The 16,922-nt window shown below is 70.5% G+C and carries 14 protein-coding genes; 6 read left to right on the top strand and 8 right to left on the bottom strand.

The window, feature by feature from the left end:
* Positions 1 to 22: 22 nt before the first annotated feature.
* The 6 genes from L3V18_RS14210 to L3V18_RS14185 all read right to left on the bottom strand — a co-directional run bounded on the left by L3V18_RS14210 (position 23) and on the right by L3V18_RS14185 (position 6,612).
* A complete protein-coding gene (locus L3V18_RS14210) occupies positions 23 to 1,132 on the bottom strand; it encodes a WD40 repeat domain-containing protein (RefSeq protein WP_237055920.1) in 1,110 nt (369 codons plus the stop codon).
* A 92-nt stretch (positions 1,133 to 1,224) separates the two neighbouring features.
* Entirely contained in the window at positions 1,225 to 2,613 is a 1,389-nt protein-coding gene (locus L3V18_RS14205; protein ID WP_237055919.1) for a hypothetical protein, read from the bottom strand.
* An 83-nt stretch (positions 2,614 to 2,696) separates the two neighbouring features.
* Entirely contained in the window at positions 2,697 to 3,479 is a 783-nt protein-coding gene (locus L3V18_RS14200; protein ID WP_425493540.1) for a 3-keto-disaccharide hydrolase, read from the bottom strand.
* A 69-nt stretch (positions 3,480 to 3,548) separates the two neighbouring features.
* Positions 3,549 to 4,682 (bottom strand): N-acetylglucosamine-6-phosphate deacetylase, encoded by a 1,134-nt coding sequence (gene nagA, locus L3V18_RS14195; RefSeq protein ID WP_237055917.1) that lies wholly within the window; start codon positions 4,680 to 4,682, stop codon positions 3,549 to 3,551.
* A 105-nt stretch (positions 4,683 to 4,787) separates the two neighbouring features.
* On the bottom strand, positions 4,788 to 5,801 hold the full coding sequence (locus L3V18_RS14190) for an SIS domain-containing protein (RefSeq protein ID WP_237055967.1): 1,014 nt from the start codon (positions 5,799 to 5,801) through the stop codon (positions 4,788 to 4,790).
* Between the two features lie 67 nt (positions 5,802 to 5,868).
* A complete protein-coding gene (locus L3V18_RS14185; protein WP_237055966.1) occupies positions 5,869 to 6,612 on the bottom strand; it encodes a GntR family transcriptional regulator in 744 nt (247 codons plus the stop codon).
* A 222-nt stretch (positions 6,613 to 6,834) separates the two neighbouring features.
* Between L3V18_RS14185 and zwf the strand changes: the two genes are divergently transcribed.
* From zwf to L3V18_RS14160, 5 genes are all read left to right on the top strand, one after another.
* On the top strand, positions 6,835 to 8,301 hold the full coding sequence (zwf, locus tag L3V18_RS14180) for a glucose-6-phosphate dehydrogenase (RefSeq protein ID WP_237055916.1): 1,467 nt from the start codon (positions 6,835 to 6,837) through the stop codon (positions 8,299 to 8,301).
* Positions 8,285 to 9,208: a 6-phosphogluconolactonase gene (gene pgl, locus L3V18_RS14175; RefSeq protein ID WP_237055915.1), complete on the top strand. Its 924-nt coding sequence runs from the start codon at positions 8,285 to 8,287 to the stop codon at positions 9,206 to 9,208. The genes zwf and pgl overlap by 17 nt, the downstream gene beginning before the upstream one ends.
* A gap of 260 nt (positions 9,209 to 9,468) precedes the next feature.
* Positions 9,469 to 11,301, top strand: a complete 1,833-nt coding sequence (gene edd, locus L3V18_RS14170; RefSeq protein ID WP_237055914.1) for a phosphogluconate dehydratase — start codon at positions 9,469 to 9,471, stop codon at positions 11,299 to 11,301.
* 265 nt (positions 11,302 to 11,566) lie between these two features.
* A complete protein-coding gene (gene eda, locus L3V18_RS14165) occupies positions 11,567 to 12,196 on the top strand; it encodes a bifunctional 4-hydroxy-2-oxoglutarate aldolase/2-dehydro-3-deoxy-phosphogluconate aldolase (protein WP_237055912.1) in 630 nt (209 codons plus the stop codon).
* 342 nt (positions 12,197 to 12,538) lie between these two features.
* Complete coding sequence (locus L3V18_RS14160) at positions 12,539 to 12,832, top strand: hypothetical protein (RefSeq protein ID WP_237055910.1); 294 nt, start codon at positions 12,539 to 12,541, stop codon at positions 12,830 to 12,832.
* A 201-nt stretch (positions 12,833 to 13,033) separates the two neighbouring features.
* On the opposite strand, the gene L3V18_RS14155 is transcribed toward L3V18_RS14160, so the two are convergent.
* The gene (locus L3V18_RS14155; protein ID WP_237055965.1) at positions 13,034 to 14,074 is read right to left on the bottom strand and encodes a LacI family DNA-binding transcriptional regulator; all 1,041 of its coding nucleotides are present in this window, start codon (positions 14,072 to 14,074) and stop codon (positions 13,034 to 13,036) included.
* 75 nt (positions 14,075 to 14,149) lie between these two features.
* On the bottom strand, positions 14,150 to 15,442 hold the full coding sequence (locus tag L3V18_RS14150) for a sugar MFS transporter (RefSeq protein ID WP_237055907.1): 1,293 nt from the start codon (positions 15,440 to 15,442) through the stop codon (positions 14,150 to 14,152).
* 358 nt (positions 15,443 to 15,800) lie between these two features.
* Between L3V18_RS14150 and L3V18_RS14145 the strand changes: the two genes are divergently transcribed.
* The gene (locus L3V18_RS14145) at positions 15,801 to 16,814 is read left to right on the top strand and encodes a glucokinase (RefSeq protein ID WP_237055905.1); all 1,014 of its coding nucleotides are present in this window, start codon (positions 15,801 to 15,803) and stop codon (positions 16,812 to 16,814) included.
* Positions 16,815 to 16,922: the final 108 nt, after the last annotated feature.

Here is a 16,922-nt window from a genome sequence, read left to right as displayed (position 1 = left end):
ATCGCGCGATTCCTGCCGCGCGCTACTCCTGGTCCAGGTAGCGGATGCGCGTCGCGCCGCCGCTTTGCAGGATCAGTCCGGCGCGGATCTCCGGCAGCAGCACGGCGACCGGATGGGTCGTGTTCGCCTTGTACCGCCAGGCTTCTCCGCGCCGCAGGTCGACCAGTTCGATCCTGCCGCGGCTGGATTCGTTGCCGGCCAGTACCAGCCATGGTTCGCCTGGCGTGTACGAGGCCCAGTGCACGGTCTGCAGGCTGTGCGGAAACGTGCGCTCGCGCTGCCAGTTCCGCGTGTTCCATTGCACGATCTCGGCCTGTTGTCCGGCAATGTTCGCCGGATGGTCCTGGCGTTGCGCCTTGGGCAGCCAGTTAACGGTCACCAGCCGTTCGCCGCCGTCGCGCAGCATCACCGCGAGGATGTCGGTGCGGGATTCCAGGCCGTACGTGGACGTCTTGCGGACGACTTCCAGGCGCGGGACTTCGCCCGTGACATCCGGCTCCAGCAGCGCCAGCTCGCCGCTGGAGGTGCCCGCGGCGATCAGGCCCGACGTGGCATCGGATGCCAGCGCGGTCACGCTGCCCCGCAACCGCAGCGGCTGCCCGACCACCGCACGCCTGGCGTGGTCGTAGATGTGCAGCTCGTCGCCGCTCGCGATGAGGTAGAGGCCCGCGATGGGGGTGGCCGCCAGCGGTCCCCCGATCCATTCGCCGGGCAGGGCCAGCAACAGTTCTCCGCTGCGGGCGTCCCATACCTTCGGCATCCCGTGCGGATCGAGACCCATCATGGTGGTTCCGATCGAATGGGTCAGCACGATGCCGTCTTTGGCGCCGAAGGCGATGTGCTCGATCCGGTAGGTATGGGCGTCACGCGCAATGCGCGCATCGGCCTTGCGGGCGTCCCACAGCTCCAGCCGGCCGCTCTCCCGGCCGATGGCGAGCAGTTTCAGCGTCGGGTCGTATGCCACCGCGGTCGCGCTGTCGTCGATGCGGCGGTTGAGGTCGATGAAGTTCTGCACGAACTCCGGGTCGATGCGCGCATGCCGCGATGTCGCATACCACCACCACGACAGCGCCAGCAGCGCGCACAAGGCCAGCAATGCCGCGATCCAGCGTCTCCCAGAACCTGCGCGCATCTCCGTCCCCTGGTAGCCGCTGCGGGCCGCTCCATCCGGAATCCTAAGGCCAAAGCCATGCCGATCGCACCGGGATGCACGATCGGGGTGGTTCAGCGCCCGAGCCGCACGGTGACGACGCCATCCTCGTGCTCGACGGTCGCGTCATCGAAAGCCAGGTCCAGCCCGGGTGCTGCCTGCACCGTCACCTTGTCCTCGGCCTGGTGTACCTGCGGCTCGGCGAGCCCGGTCAGCGTAACCCGGCGCACGCCATCGAACAGCGGGTGGGTGCCGGCGCCCTCGGTCAGCGAGGCGGCGTTCATCGCCACCATGTGGCCTGCGTCGTTGCCCAGGCGCAGGAACCTGGCATGCAGCGTGCGCCGGGCATCCAGCGGCACGACGTTGAGCGGATCGAGCCCCTGCGGCCGCAGCAGCGCGCCGTCATGTGCCGCTTCGATCACGACGCGCCATCCCGGGCTGGCCTCGAACTCGGCCAGGCGCCTCGACCGTTCCGCCGCCAGCGCTGCGATGTCGGCCCGCGCCTTCGCTTCGGCGTCCTTCGTGGTGGCGGCGTCGAATGCGCAGGTTTTTCCGGCTCCGAGTGCGGCCGCGAGCGCTGCATCCAGGGTCTGCGCCTCGCCGGTCGCCAACGCCGTCTGCCAGTCGGGCGCGAGCCGGTCCAGCAGCAGTGCCAGCGCAGCCCCACTCGCGTACGCCCGGCGACGGACATCGGCCGGCCCGAACTCCGTCGCCGGTCGGGCCACGGTGTCTCGTCCGGCGGCGCGCATCTCCACGTAGGTGGCGAGTCCTTCGTTCAGTTCCGTACCGCGCTCATAGGCGGCAAAGGCCGGGGCCATGCGGGCGTAGCGGTCTTCGCGCAGGGCCAGCGAACGGCGCGCCCAGCAACCGGCAGCGTCGAGGCTGTCCGCCGCCAGCGCTTCGTGCAACGCCGCCGCCTCCATGCGCTGGAACGCGAGCAGTTCCGCGGAGCCGGTCGGATAGGTGAACAGATCGGCCTCGTTCGCGATCCAGTCCGGATGGTGCGCGCGCTGATGGGCGTGGAAGGCCTCGTGGATCGCGACCGCCGCCAGATCGGTCAGGCCGTAGCCGGGCGGTACCTGGTCGAGCAGGAAGGTCGCGGTGGACACGCCTCCCAGCTCGACGCTCGTATTGGCGATGATCGCCTCGTGTCGGCCGTCGTGGGCATGGGCGGAGGAGCCGGCATCCGGTGCCGGAACGAACCCTTCCGGTGGAGACGGATGGCGGAAGAGGACCGTTCGCTCTCCGTCGTATACGGCAAGCGGTATCGCGAGCGGATCGAAGCCTGGCCAGAACGCGCGCTCCGCCCCGTGCTCGGCGACCAGCCTGCCGACTTCCCGTTCCAGGTCGCCCGCGGTCGGCGGTCGAGACGGCGCGGGGACGGTTTCATCCCTGACGTTGGATGGGGTCCGGCTGCATGCGACCAGGGCGATACCCAACGTCGTCAGAAGAAGCAATCGCATTGAACCGGCTCCCTCGAGGATGGACTGACAACCACGGGATCAGCATGCCTGCGCCTTTTCGCCTGTCCCGGGCGCGAGCTCTGTCAATCAAGCTCTCTCAACCAGATGTTGCGGAAACGGACGGGGCTGCCGTGGTCCTGGAGCAGAAGCGGCAGGCGCGGCGGATGCGCGGCATAGGGCGGCCGCTCCCGGTGCGCGGTCGGGCCGGTCAGGACGGCGCCGTCCTGCACCAGCACGCCGTTGTGGCGCACGGTCATGCGCGCGGGTTCCTGCAGCCGCCCCTCCGCATCGAAGCGGGGGGCGCGGAACACGATGTCGTACTGCTGCCACTCGCCCGGAGGTCGGCTGGCATTGACCCTTGGAGGAAACTGCCCGTAGATCGCGCCCGCCTGTCCATCCGGATAGGTGGTGTTCCGATACGAGTCGAGGATCTGCACTTCGTACCGTCCCATCAGGAAAACCCCGCTGTTTCCCCGATCCTGTCCTCTCCCGGTCGCGGGTTCGGGCGCCATCCACTCGACATGAAGCTGGACGTCGCCGAATCCGCGGGATGAAACGATGGCGCCGGCGCCCGGCGCCACTTCGAGATGGCCGTCCTCGACCTTCCAGCGCGCGGGACCGCCCTCGGCCGAGCGCCATCGGGAAAGATCGCTGCCGTCGAACAGCACCTCCGCGTCCACGGGTACGGGAGCAGGTGCCGCGGCCGGTCCGGGCTCGACGGTTGCGGGTTGGGGACGGTCGGTCGAATGGATCGGCCAATGTTCCGCCGATCGTGGCGCAGCTTCGAGCGTTGCCGCCGGGTGTGCGGCCGAGCATCCGATGAGCGCGCCGGCGCCGAGAACGCCGGCGATCGAAGCGGTGATCATGTCCGCTGGGCGACGATGCTTCCGGTCTTCGGACATGGGGGCGGCCTCCGGAGTCATGGACATCGGGCGTTACGCCTCGCCTCCGATCCAGCAGCCCTGCACGGTGATGCCCTCGTCCAGCATCACCAGGTCGGCGCGGTAGCCGACGGCGATCCGGCCGTACTCGTGATCGAGGCCGAGGAAATCGGCCGGGTACTGCGACGCCATCCGGCAGGCTTCGTCCAGCGGCAGGCCGAGCCGGCGCACGGTGTTGCGTACCGCGCTCGCCATGTCCAGCGCGGAGCCGGCGAGGGTGCCGCCGGCGGTGCTGCACAGGCCGTCGCGGCAGGTCATGGTCTCGCCGTAGAGTTCGAAGGTGTCGCGTTCGCCGCCGACCGGCGGCATCGCGTCGGTGACCAGGATCATCTTCCCGCGCGGGCGGGCGGCGATCGCGACCCGCAGGCTGGCGTCGTGGACGTGATGGCCGTCGACGATCAGCCCGCACCAGGCGTTGGGATCGTCGAGCGCCGCGCCGACGCCGCCGGGCTCGCGGCTGGTCATCGGCGTCATCGCATTGAACAGGTGGGTCACGCCGCGGATGCCGGCGTCGAGGGCGGCGCGCATCGTCGCGTAGTCGGCCGCGGTGTGGCCGGCGCTGAGGATCACCCCGCGCGCGGCCAGCGCACGCAGGGTCGCGGCATCGAAGCGCTCCGGGGCGAGGGTCAGCAGGGTGATGCCGTTGCCGAGCGAGGCAATACGGTCGAGCTCCGCGTCGTCGGGGGTGTGGAACCTGGCCGGGTCGTGCACGCCCTTGCGCGCCTCGGCCAGGTACGGGCCTTCGAGGTGGATGCCCAGAATGCCGGGCACGTCCCCGTCGATCGCATCGCGCACCGCGGAGATCGCGCGGGTCATCACCGCGACGTCGTCGCTGATCAGGGTCGGCAGCATCGCGGTGGTACCGAAGCGGCGATGCGCGGCGGCGATCCGGCGCACGCCCTCGACAGTGGGCGAGTCGTTCAGCAGCACGTCGCCGCCGCCGTTGACCTGGGTGTCGATGAAGCCCGGCACCAGGCAGCGCCCCTGCAGGTCGACGGCTTCGGCGCCGTGGGGCGCTCCGCCGGGCAGGATCGCGGCGATCCGGCCGTCCTCGACGATCACGCACAGGCCGTCGGCGAAACCACGTTCGGTAAGGATCGGGCCGTTGTGGAAGGCGAGGGTGGACATGGTGGATGCTCGTGTGTGGGTTCTCCGTAGGGGCGGCGCAAACCGCGATGAGGCCTTCCCACGAAATGCAATCGCGGCTTGCGCCGCTCCTACAGGGCTATCGGTTCAGACCGTCTCGGTCACCTTGTTCAGATGCGGCGGCAGGTCGGGGTTGTGGCCGCGTGCGACGGCAAGTGCGTTCACCGCACGGTAGAAAGACTGCACGGTCAACAGCGGGGTCACCGCCGGATGCGGCGAAGCCGCCAGCGGCAGGCGGCCGTCGGCGGCGGCCTGGCCGGGCGCGGCCAGCCACACCGGCGCGCCGCGCGCGCGGAACTCGTCGGCGACCGCGGCGGTACCGGCGCCGGTGTCGTCGTCCTGGGCGAAGGCCAGCACCGGGAAGCCGGGGCCGACGATCGCCATCGGCCCGTGCTTCACCTCGGCCGAGGAGAACGCCTCGGCATGCAGGCCGCTGGTTTCCTTGAATTTCAGTGCGGCTTCCTGCGCGGCGCCGAGGCCGAGCCCGCGGCCGAGCACGAACAGGTTGCGCGCGTCCTTCAATCCTTCCACCACGGCCGACCAGTCCTGGGTCCAGGCGCGGCGCAGCGCATCGGGCAGGCCGCGCTCGGCCTCGCGCAGGGCCGCGTCGCCGCTCCAGCGTGCGGTCAGCTGCAGCAGCGCGGCCAGCGAGCACAGGTAGCTCTTGGTCGCGGCGACGCTGCGCTCGGGGCCGGCGTGCAGCGGCACCACGGTGTCGGCCAGTGCCGCCAGCGGCGAATCGGCGACGTTGACCAGGGCGATCACGGTGGCGCCGGCGGCCTTGGCGATCTCGGCGTTGCGCAGCAGGTCCGGGCTCTTGCCCGACTGCGAGATCGCCACGAACAGCGCGCCCTCCATCTTCGGCCGGATCGCGTAGACCGAGCCGACCGACGGCGAGGCCGACGCGGTGACCAGGCCCAGCGTGGTCTCGAACAGGTACTTGCCGTAGGTCGCGGCATGGTCGGAGCTGCCGCGCGCGCAGGTGACGATGAAGCGCGGCGGGTCGGCGCGCAGGCGTTCGGCCAGCGCATCGAGGGTGGCGGCGTTGGCGGCGAACTGGCGGGCGATCGCGTCGGCGGTCTCGGCGGCTTCGGCGAACATCAGGGTGTCTTCGGCGCGCAGCGGCCGGGCGGACAGGGTGGTCGGATCGGCGGCGGCGTTCAAGACATCACTCCGTATGCAGTTCGGCGACGAAGTCGTAGGCGTCACCGCGGTAGAAGGACCGGGTGAACTCGGCGACGCGGCCGTCGTCGAGGAAGGTGCGGCGTTCGATGAACAGTCCCGGGCTGCCCTCGGGCAGTCGCATCAGCCGTGCCTGCTCGGCATCGAAGGCGATCGCGCGCAGCCGCTGCAGCGCGCGCACCGGGCGCACGCCGAGCTTGTCGAAGGCGGCGTACAGCGAGTTCTCGACCAGGCCCGGGTCGGCCAGCACCTCGGCCGGCACCACCGTGCGCTCCAGCGCCAGCGCGGTTCCGTTGGCGGTGCGCAGCCGGTAGTAGCGGATTACCTGGGCGCCGGGCGACAGGTTCAGCGCCATCGCCTCCTCGGGCGTGACCTCGCCGCTGCCGCGTTCGAGGAATTCCGAGCGTGGGTCCAGTCCGCGCGCGCGCAGGTCGTCGGTGAAGCTGGTCAGCGCCGAGAACGACTTGACGATGCGCTCGGCGACGAAGGTGCCGGCGCCCTGGCGCTGGATCACCAGGCCGTCGGCGACCAGGCCGGCGATCGCCTTGCGCACCGTCACCCGCGACAGCGCCAGCAGCCGCGCCAGCTCGCGCTCGCCGGGCAGGGCCTGGCCGGCGGTCAGCGAACCGTTCTCGATCGCGTGCTGGAGGGTCCGGCGCAGGTGCTGGTAGGCCGGCGCGCGGCGCGCGGCAACCTGGCGCTGGTATTCGTTGAGCAGATAGTCCTGCATGGCGGAAAGATACCAGTAACAAACCAGTTGCAGCAACTGGGCTGATGTTTACGCGACAAAAGTCGAATGTTCTGGGGGATTTGCTCGATTGGTATCGCAGTGGTATTGTCGACGTTGAAGCCGGAAGCCACCATCAGAACCAGACCAGTCCACCCGCGCCCCACCGCATCGACGAGCCCGACCATGACCCTGCACGCCCCGCCTCCCGTTCCGGTTGTCCCGATGGCCCCGTTCGACCTGGTGATCTTCGGCGGCACCGGCGACCTGGCCATGCGCAAGCTGCTGCCGGCGCTGCTGCACCGGTTCGTCGACGGCCAGATCGGCCCGGGCACGCGCATCTACGGCGTCGCCCGCGACAGCCGCAGCGACGAGGCCTGGCGCGAGCGCGTGCGCGAGGCGGTCGCCGACATCGCCGCCGCCGATCCACGCGTGGCCGAGGCGGTCGACGCCTTCCTCGCCCTGCTGCACTACCGTCAGCTCGACCTCGCCAGCGAAGAAAGCTGGCCGGCATTCGCTGCCGAGATCGGCAACAGCCCGGACCGCGTGCGCGTGTTCTACCTCGCGGTCGGGCCCTCGCTGTTCGCCAATGTCGCCGACCGCCTTGATGCGGTCGGCCTGGCCGGCGCCGGGACCCGGGTGGTGGTGGAGAAGCCGATCGGCAAGGACAGCGCAAGCGCGCAGGTGATCAACGAGGCGCTGGGCCGGGTGTTCGACGAGTCGCAGGTGTTCCGCATCGACCACTACCTCGGCAAGGAGACGGTGCAGAACCTGACCGCGCTGCGATTCGGCAATGCATTGTTCGAGCCGCTGTGGAAGGCCGAACACATCGACCACGTGCAGATCACCGTCGCCGAGACCGTCGGCGTCGAGGGCCGGGCCGCCTACTACGACCGTTCCGGCGCGCTGCGCGACATGGTCCAGAACCACCTGCTGCAGCTGCTGTGCCTGGTCGCGATGGAGCCGCCGGCCTCGCTTGCCGCCGATGCGATCCGCGACGAGAAGCTCAAGGTACTGCGCGCGCTGCGTCCGATCGGCAACGGCAACGCCGCCCAGCTGACCGTGCGCGGCCAATACCGTGCCGGCGCGGTCGAGGGGCGCGCGGTGCCCGGCTATCTCGACGAGCTGGGCGAACCGTCGAACACCGAGACCTTCGTCTCGATCAAGGCCGAGGTGCAGAACTGGCGCTGGGCCGGGGTCCCGTTCTACCTGCGCACCGGCAAGCGCCTGGCCGAACGAATGAGCGAGATCGTGGTGACCTTCCGCCGGGTGCCGCACTCGATCTTCGGCGACCCCGCCGATGGCAGCGCCAGTCCACTGGCGCCGAACAAGCTGGTGATCCGATTGCAGCCCGACGAGGGCGTGAAGCTGTGGCTGATGAACAAGGTGCCGGGTCCGGGCGGCATGCGCATGCGCGAGGTCGCGATGGACCTGAGCTTCGCCGAGACCTTCGGCGGCCGCCAGCCGGATGCCTACGAACGCCTGCTGATGGACGTGGTGCGCGGCAATCCGATGTTGTTCATGCGCCGCGACGAGGTCGACGCCGCCTGGCACTGGATCGACCCGATCCGCGTCGCCTGGGAGGCCAGCCACGACGCGCCCAAGCCGTACACCGCCGGCGGCTGGGGGCCGAGCGCCGCGGTGGCGCTGATCGAACGCGACGGGAGGACCTGGCATGAGGATGCCCAGTGACGAAGGTCTGGACGCTTCCGTCGCGGAACCGTCCAGGCGCCGCAAGTCCAGGCCGCGGCTGACCTTGCTGCCGACGGATCAGGCGCGCGCGTGCCCGGTCCGCGAGCGCGCCCTCCACGGCGCGCGAAACCTCCCGTCCGAGCGGAGGTTCCATGACGCCACGCGCGCCGAACTGAGGGTGATCGAACCGATGCCGCTGCCGATGCATACCCACGAATTCGCCGACGGCGCCGAACTGGCCGCGGCGCTGGCCCAGGCCGTCGCCGCCGACCTGAGTGCCGCGATCGCGCGCCATGGCAGTGCCCGCATCGCGCTGTCCGGCGGTTCGACACCGCGCGCATTCCTGACCCGACTGTCGAAGCTGGCCGTCGACTGGCCTCGGGTGACCGTGCTGCCGGTCGACGACCGCTGGGTGCCGCCGCAGCACGAACGCTCCAACGAACGGCTGCTGCGCGAAACCCTGCTGCAGGGTGATGCGGCGCAGGCGCGCTTCATGCCGCTGTACCGGCCTCTGCCGACTCCCGAAGCGGCGTTGCTGCCGGTGCTCGGCCGGATCGCCCACGAGGCGCTGCCGCTGGACGTGGTCGTGCTCGGGATGGGCGAGGACGGTCACGTCGCATCGCTGTTCCCCGACCTGGGCGCGGACCGGCCGGGCCTGCGTGAGATCGGGCTCGATCCGCGCGGCCGTGCGCCGGCGCTGGCGGTGCGCACGGCCAACGCGCCGGAGCCGCGGATGACCCTGACCCTGAGCGCGATCTTCACTGCGCCTTCGCTGTACCTGCACATCGAAGGTGCGAAGAAACGGACGGTGCTCGACGGCGCCGCGCTGGACCCGCGTTCGCCGCTGCCGGTGCGTGCGGTGCTGGCCGGCGCACCGAAGCCGCCCGATCTGTACTGGAGCCCGTGATGGCGATCGGTCGCAACAGCTCCGTAGCCCGGGCAAGGCCGCCGGCCGCACCCGGGAGACATGAGGGCGCCCGGATGCGTCCCGCCTACCCGGCCGGCATGTTGAACCCGTAGGAGCGGCGCAAGCCGCGATGAGGCTCTACCGGCGGACTCGATCGCGGCTTGCGCCGCTCCTGCGAAAACCACGGCGCCAACGCTGGGGCCGCGCCACCCAAACCCTCCGCCGTCCGCGGCGGGGCGTCCAGGCAAGCAAGAGGCATCATGAGCAAGCTGAATCCGATCATCGCCGAGGTCACCGAGCGCATCCGCGAGCGCAGCCGCGCGTCCCGCGCCGCCTATCTGGCGCGCATCGACGCCGCCGCCGGACGCGGCCCCCACCGCGCCCGGCTGTCCTGCGGCAACCTCGCCCACGGCTTCGCCGCCTGCGGCCCGGCCGACAAGGATGCGCTGCGCGGCACCGCCTCGCCGAACATCGGCATCGTCACCGCCTATAACGACATGCTCTCGGCGCACCAGCCGTTCGAGCGTTTCCCGTTCCTGATCAAGAACGCCGCCCGCGGCGTCGGCGCGACCGCACAGGTGGCCGGCGGCGTGCCGGCGATGTGCGACGGCGTCACCCAGGGCCGCGAAGGCATGGAGCTGAGCCTGTTCTCGCGCGACGTGATCGCGCTCTCGACCGCGGTGGCGCTGTCGCACGACATGTTCGACGCGGCCCTGTACCTGGGCATCTGCGACAAGATCGTGCCGGGACTGATGATCGGCGCGTTGAGCTTCGGTCACCTGCCGGCGATCTTCGTCCCCGGCGGACCGATGCCCTCGGGCATCCCCAACGACGAGAAGTCGCGGGTGCGCCAGCGCTATGCCGAGGGCAAGGCGACCCGCGAGGAGCTGCTCGAGGCCGAGGCCGCGAGCTACCACGCGCCCGGCACGTGCACGTTCTACGGCACTGCCAACTCCAACCAGATGCTGATGGAGATCATGGGCCTGCATCTGCCCGGTGCCAGCTTCGTCAACCCGAACACGCCGCTGCGCGATGCGTTCACCGCCGAGGCCGCCCGCCGCGCTGCCGCGATCACCGCGCTGGGCGACGACTACCGTCCGATCGGACGGATCGTCGACGAGCGCGCGATCGTCAACGGCGTGATCGGCCTGCATGCGACCGGCGGCTCGACCAACCACCTGCTGCACATCATCGCGATCGCCGCGGCCGCCGGCATCGTGCTGCGGCTGGAGGACTTCGATGCGCTGTCTTCGGTGGTGCCGCTGCTGGCGCGGGTGTATCCGAACGGCAGCGCCGACGTGAACCACTTCCACGCCGCCGGCGGGATCGCCTTCTTGATCGGCGAACTGCTCGACGCCGGCCTGCTGCACGGCGACGTCGAGACCGTGGCCGGTCCGGGCCTGGCGCGTTACCGGGTCGAGGCCCGGCTGGACGAGGCCGGCGGCCTCGCCTACGCCCCGGCCGCCGTGGTCAGCGCCGACACCGCGGTTCTGCGTCCGGCCGCTGATCCGTTCCGTCGCGATGGCGGCCTGCGCGTGCTGCGCGGCAACCTCGGCACCGGTGCGATCAAGATCTCGGCAGTGCCCGACGACCGCCAGCTGATCGAGGCGCCGTGCCGGATCTTCAGCGAGCAGGTCGAGGTGAAGCAGGCGTTCGAGCGCGGCGAACTCGACCGCGACGTGATCGTGGTGGTGCGCTTCCAGGGACCGCAGGCCAACGGCATGCCCGAGCTGCACCAGCTGACGCCGACACTCGGCGTGCTGCAGAAGCGTGGCCACCGGGTCGCGCTGGTCACCGACGGCCGCATGTCCGGCGCGTCCGGCCAGGTGCCGGCGGCGATCCACGTCAGCCCCGAGGCGGCCGACGGCGGACCGCTCGCGCGCCTGCGCGACGGCGACGTGGTCCGTCTCGACGCCGGCGCCGGCACCCTCGAGGCGCTGGTCGACGCGGAGACTTTCGCCGCGCGCGAGATCGTCAGCGCCGACCTCGCCGCCCACCACAGCGGAATGGGCCGCGAGCTGTTCGACCTGTTCCGCCGCGCGGCCGGCCCCGCCACCCGCGGCGCCAGCGCGTTCGACGCCACCATCGTCTGACTGTTCGGGTCGCGGAGAGAGCCGTTCCGATGCAACTCCTTGCAAGACAGAGAAAAAGAACGCGCAGGCAAGCCGCCGCCCATTTCCTCTCGCCCGACGGCTTCATGGCTGGAGGCGACGCGCGGTGCTCGGAACTTCCCTGAAGACCCGGCGGGCCGTGTCCCGCGTGCCCGACGATGTACCTGTTCGATCCGTGCCCATCCGCGCATTCCGCGGCTGATCCTTTCGCCGGTCCGCACGGCAGCAACGACAACCGGAGCAACTGATGACCCTGATCGAGAAAGTGCTGCACCTGGCCCCGGTGATCCCGGTGGTCGTCATCGAGGATCCCGCCCATGCGGTACCGCTGGCGCGCGCGCTGGTCGCCGGCGGCCTGCCGGTGATCGAGGTCACCCTGCGTACCGCCGCCGCGCTGGAGGCGGTACGCGCGATCGCCGACCAGGTGCCCGACGCGATCGTCGGTACCGGTACCGTGCGCCGCCCGGCCGATCTCGATGCTTCGGCGAAGGCCGGTGCGCGCTTCGCCGTCTCGCCCGGCGCCAGTCCGGACCTGGTCGCCGCCGCGCGCGGTCATGCGGTCGGCTGGCTGCCCGGTGCGGCGACCGCGTCGGAAGCGATGACCCTGGCCGAGCAGGGCTTCGGCTTCCAGAAGTTCTTTCCCGCCGAGGCCGCCGGCGGCACCGCGCTGCTGCGCAGCCTGCACGGCCCGCTGCCGGAGATCCGTTTCTGCGCGACCGGCGGTATCGGCCTGGGTAACGCCGTCGACTATCTCGCCACGCCCAATGTCGCCTGCGTCGGCGGTTCGTGGGTCACCCCGGCCGGACTGATGCGTGCCGGCGACTGGGCCGGCATCGAGCGGCTCGCCCGCGAGGCGGCGGCACTGCGCGCCGGCTGAGCGCCATCGCCGGCCTGGACCCGATCGTCGGTCTTGGCGCTACAGGAGTCGCGCAGGCCGCGATCGGGCCTTCATGGGCAGGCAGGTCGCGGCTTGCGCCGCTCCTGCAACCGCGGAATACAGACTCCTGGGTCCGGGAGGCGATTCGCGCCAAAGGTGCGAATGGGGATAGGAAGGCGCAACGGCGGGCCCCGGGGGTTGCGCAGCAGACCTCGGGATGCCTGGGCACAGCCGGGAACCACGGCTCACGGCGCTGCTGCCAGGCCCCTTCCGGCGGCCGCTACACATCCTGCACGCGCCGGCGGCATCATCGGCAGGTAGGCAGCCAACGAGGGGACTCGCATGCACACGATCCTGATGATCCTGGCCGGGCTGGCGGTGCTCGGTCTGTTTCTGCTGACCGGACGGCTGTGGGCGCTGCGTGCCGCCGGCGCGACCCGGCGCGCGGCGTTGTGGTTCATCCCGGTCTGGCTGGTCGCGGCCCTGGTCAACATGGGGGTGGGCGTGATCGAGGCCGGCTACAGCGTGTCCGACGAGTTGCCGTTCCTGGTCCTTGTGTTCGGCATCCCGGCCGTCGCGGCGCTGTTCGCATGGTGGCGGCTGCGGCCTTCACGCAAGGCGGACGAGGCGATCTGAACGACGGCTTCGCGGCCGCGGCCCCGATGCAGCCATCGGCCGCCGGATCGCCGAAGGGAGGGCATTCGCGCCTGCCGCGAGCCGCAGGATCGGGGCGCCCGCGGCGACGGCCGGGACAGCATTGGTCGCGGCTTCGCCGAAGCGCGCGCAGGTCCGCCGCGCTGGAGCCGGCCGCGGTACTGGCTGTCGCCGGCGCCGGCTTCAGTCCCTGGGCCGCGGCGGCGCGGTCGAGCCGCGCACCACCAGCACCGGGCTGAAGCCCTCGTTCGCAGGCGCCTCGGCCTGCGGATGGGCCTCGCGGCGCAGCTCGGCGATCAGCCGGTACGCAGCGTGTCGGGCGATCGCCTCGGTCGCCTGGCTGGCGGTGGTCAGCGGCGGCCACGACTGCTTGGAGAACGGGCTGTCCTCGAAACCGGCGATCGACAGGTCGTAGGGCACGTTGAGCCCGCTCGAACGCGCTGCCGCCAGCACGCCGGCGGCGATCTCGTCGTTGCTGCCGAAGATTGCGGTCGGCGGTTCCGGCAGCGACAGCAGCCGGCGTGCGCCGCGGAAGCCGTCGTCGAACGAGTAGTCTCCCGGCAGCACCAGGTTCTCGTCCTCGGCGATGCCGTAGTCGGCCAGTGCCTTGGAATAGCCCTTGTAGCGCTCCCAGCTGGAGCGGTGCGAGGTGCCGCCCCAGAGGAAGCCGATGCGCTGGTGACCGAGCTGGATCAGGTGCTCGGTGATGTCGTAGGCGGCGTCGTGGTCGTCGACCCATACGCAGGGTGCGCCATCGTGCGGGTCCGCTGCGGCGGAGACGATCCGGACCAGCTTGATGCCCTGCTCGACCAGCTCGTTGACCAGCGGCATCTGCTCGGACATCGGCGGCGCCAGCACCAGCCCGGCCAGCCGCGCACCCTGGACCAGATCGATCAGGTCCGCGGCCAGCACCGGCGAGGACGCGTCGCAGGGATGGATCTGCAGACCGTAGCCGGTCTCGCGGCACGCCGACAGCACGCCGTTCTGCACCGCGATGATGTAGTAGGGGTTCGGATTGTCGTAGACCACGCCCAAGGCATACGGCTGGGCGCTGCGCAGGCTGCGGGCGGACGGGTCGGGCCGGTAGCCGAGCTCGGCGATCGCCTGGTTGACCCGCTCGCGGGTGCGCGCACGCACGCCCGGCTCGTCGTTGATCACCCGCGAAACGGTCTTCAGCGAGACCTCGGCACGCTCGGCGACGTCTTTGATCGTGGGTCGGCGCACCGCCACCTCGGTCATGTCATCAAGCCGCTAGCGTAACCGCGACGCCGCGAGGCGCAAGCGCCGCGTCTCCCCGCCTCAACCGCGCCCCGATCCGGCACGATGGCCGCGGGCGGCGAAGTACAGGATGTACAGGTAGCACGGCACCATCAGCAGCAGGAACACCCACTGGAAGTCGTGGCTCTGTTTGAAATGGGCGAACAACTGCGGGATCACCGCGCCGCCCGCGATGCCCATGATCATGATCGCCGAACCGTACTCGGTCAGCCGGCCGAGGCCGCGGATCGCCAGCGGGAAGATCGCCGGCCACATCATCGCGTTGGCGAAGCCGAGCAGGGCGACGAAACCGACCGACAGGTAGCCGCGGGTCAGGAAGGCGCCGATCGTGAACGCCACGCCCAGTACCGCCGATACCGCCAGGTAACGCTCCTGCGAGATGTAGCGCGGAATCGTGACCAGGCCGACCAGGTAGCCGGCGAGCATGCCGCCGAGGGTCAGCGAGGTGAAGAACTTGGTGTGGTCGAGCGGCAGCCCGAGCGATTCGCCGTAGATGCCGATCGCGTCGCCGGCCATCACCTCCACGCCGACGTAGGCGAACAGGCAGGCCGCGCCGAGCCACAGGTGCGGGTACTGGAACAGGCTGCGGCCGCCGGCATTGGCCTCGGCGTTGGCCTCTTCGGCACGGATTTCCGGCAGCGGCGAGAACAGGATGCCGACCGCGATCAGCGCCATCAGCCCGGCCATCACCATGTACGGGTCGTGGATGCGCGAGGCGAACTCGTCCAGCAGGGCGTCCTTGGCCGCCGGGTCCGCGGCGGCCACCTGCGAGGCCAGGTCGCCCATCCCGTGCAGCACCAGCGCACCCAGCACCAGCGGCGCGAGGATGCCGGCGAGCTTGTTGCAGATGCCCATCACCGCGATGCGCTGGGCCGCGCTCTCGATCGGGCCGAGGATCGAGATGTACGGATTGACCGCGGTCTGCAGGATCGCCAGGCCGGTGCCGATCACGAAGATGCCGGTCACCGCGCCGGGATAGTAGCGCTGGGTGGTGAACTGGCCGAACACCATCGCGCCGATCGCCATCGCGAACAGGCCCAGCGCCATGCCTTTCTTCATCCCGGTCTTCTTCAGGATCAGCGACGACGGCAGCGCGAGGAAGAAGTAGGAGATGTAGAACGCGAACGGGATCAGGAACGCGGCCGACTCGCTGACGTCGAAGGCGAGCTTGGCGAAACCGATCAGCGGTCCGTTGAGCCAGGTGACGAAGCCGAACAGGAAGAACAGCAGGCCGACGATCGCGATCGAGCCGAGCTGGCTGCGCGCGTGGCCGTTGCCGGCGACGGCGGGTGTAGCGGGCGTGGTGGACGACATGGAACGGACTCCCCTCCGGTTCGGCCGGCGGATCGCCGGTGTGTTGACCGCACGGTGTCACAACTTTGTCCGTCAAGCCAGTGGCCGGCACCGCCATTGATTTGTAGGACTTTTTTGCGCGCTGCGGTGTGTTGCGATGCAGCAAAATAAGCGTTTCGTGACAGGATTTCGTGCGCTGAAGGGGATTTTTGTCCCAGCACTTGACATCGTTGTCAAGACTATCGCAGTCTCGGCCGACCCAAGCGGTGGGGACCGACGGAGGCAGGATGGAAGGGGAGTGTGTGGACGGGCCGTGGCGGCTGCGTGCATTGCGCGCGACGACCTGCGCAGCGCGCATCGGCGGCCGGGAGGCGGTCGCATGACGGCTGCCCAGCGCCTGGTGCCCGACGCCAACGCCCGTTTCATCGCCGCCGACGTCGGCGGTACCCATACCCGGGTCGGCCTGGTGCGTGCCGGCGGGCCGGGCGAATCGCCGATCGCGGTGCTCGCGCACCGCAAATACGTCTGCGCCGACTATCCGGACCTGGCCGCGATCCTGGCCGACTTCATCGCCGGGATACCGGGGGGAGGCGGCCGTCTGCACAGTGTCGCGATCGCCTGCGCCGGCGTCATGCTCGACGACGTCGTGGTCAACGCCAACCTGAGCTGGCGGGTGTCCGGCGCCGGGCTGCGCGAGGCGCTCGGCCTGCAGCGGGTGCACTTCATCAACGACTTCCAGGCCGCCGCTCACGCGGCGCAGTGCATGGATCCGGCCGAGGCGACCCTGCTGACCCCGGACGTGCCCGATGGCGAGCCCGGCCCGGTGCTGGTGGTCGGTCCGGGCACCGGCCTCGGCGCCGCGGTCCGGGTGCCGCACCGCGGCGGCACCGTGGTGCTGCCGACCGAGGCCGGCCATGCGGCGTTCGCGCCGGGCTCGGCGCGCGAGATCGAGATCCTGCGCTGGCTGCAGCGGCGCGACCAACACGTGCCGACCGAGGACCTGGTGTCCGGCCCGGGCCTGGCCAACCTCCATCAGGCGTTGTGCGCGATCGACGGCCGCGAGGCGCCGGCGCGGGATCCGGCCTCGATCAGTGCCGCCGCGCGCGATGGCGACGCGACCGCGCGCGAAGCGGTGCTGACCTTCTGCGGCCTGCTCGGCAGCGTGATCGGCGACCTGGCCGTGGTCAGCGGCGCCAGGTCGGTGTTCATCGCCGGCGGCATCGTGCCGCAGCTGAAGGATTTCCTCGCCGACAGCCGGTTCCTGGCGCGTCTGCGCGACAAGGGCGCGATGCGGCCGGTGCTGGAGCGGCTGCCGGTGCGCCTGATCGAGAACGACCGGCTCGGCGTGATCGGCGCCGCCAACTGGTACCTGGAGCACGGACATGGGGACTGAACCGATCGCCTGAACCGCATCGCCCGTCCGGCCGCTGCCGGTCGGGCGCCATGAATCAGGCGGTGCGAGCCCTGCACAGAAAGGGCCGCCCCGCCGGATACGACCCGA

The sequence above is a fragment of the Marilutibacter chinensis genome (assembly GCF_021725675.1).
Classification (GTDB): Bacteria; Pseudomonadota; Gammaproteobacteria; order Xanthomonadales; family Xanthomonadaceae; genus Marilutibacter; species Marilutibacter chinensis.
This window is presented reverse-complemented; position numbering and strand designations above follow the sequence as displayed.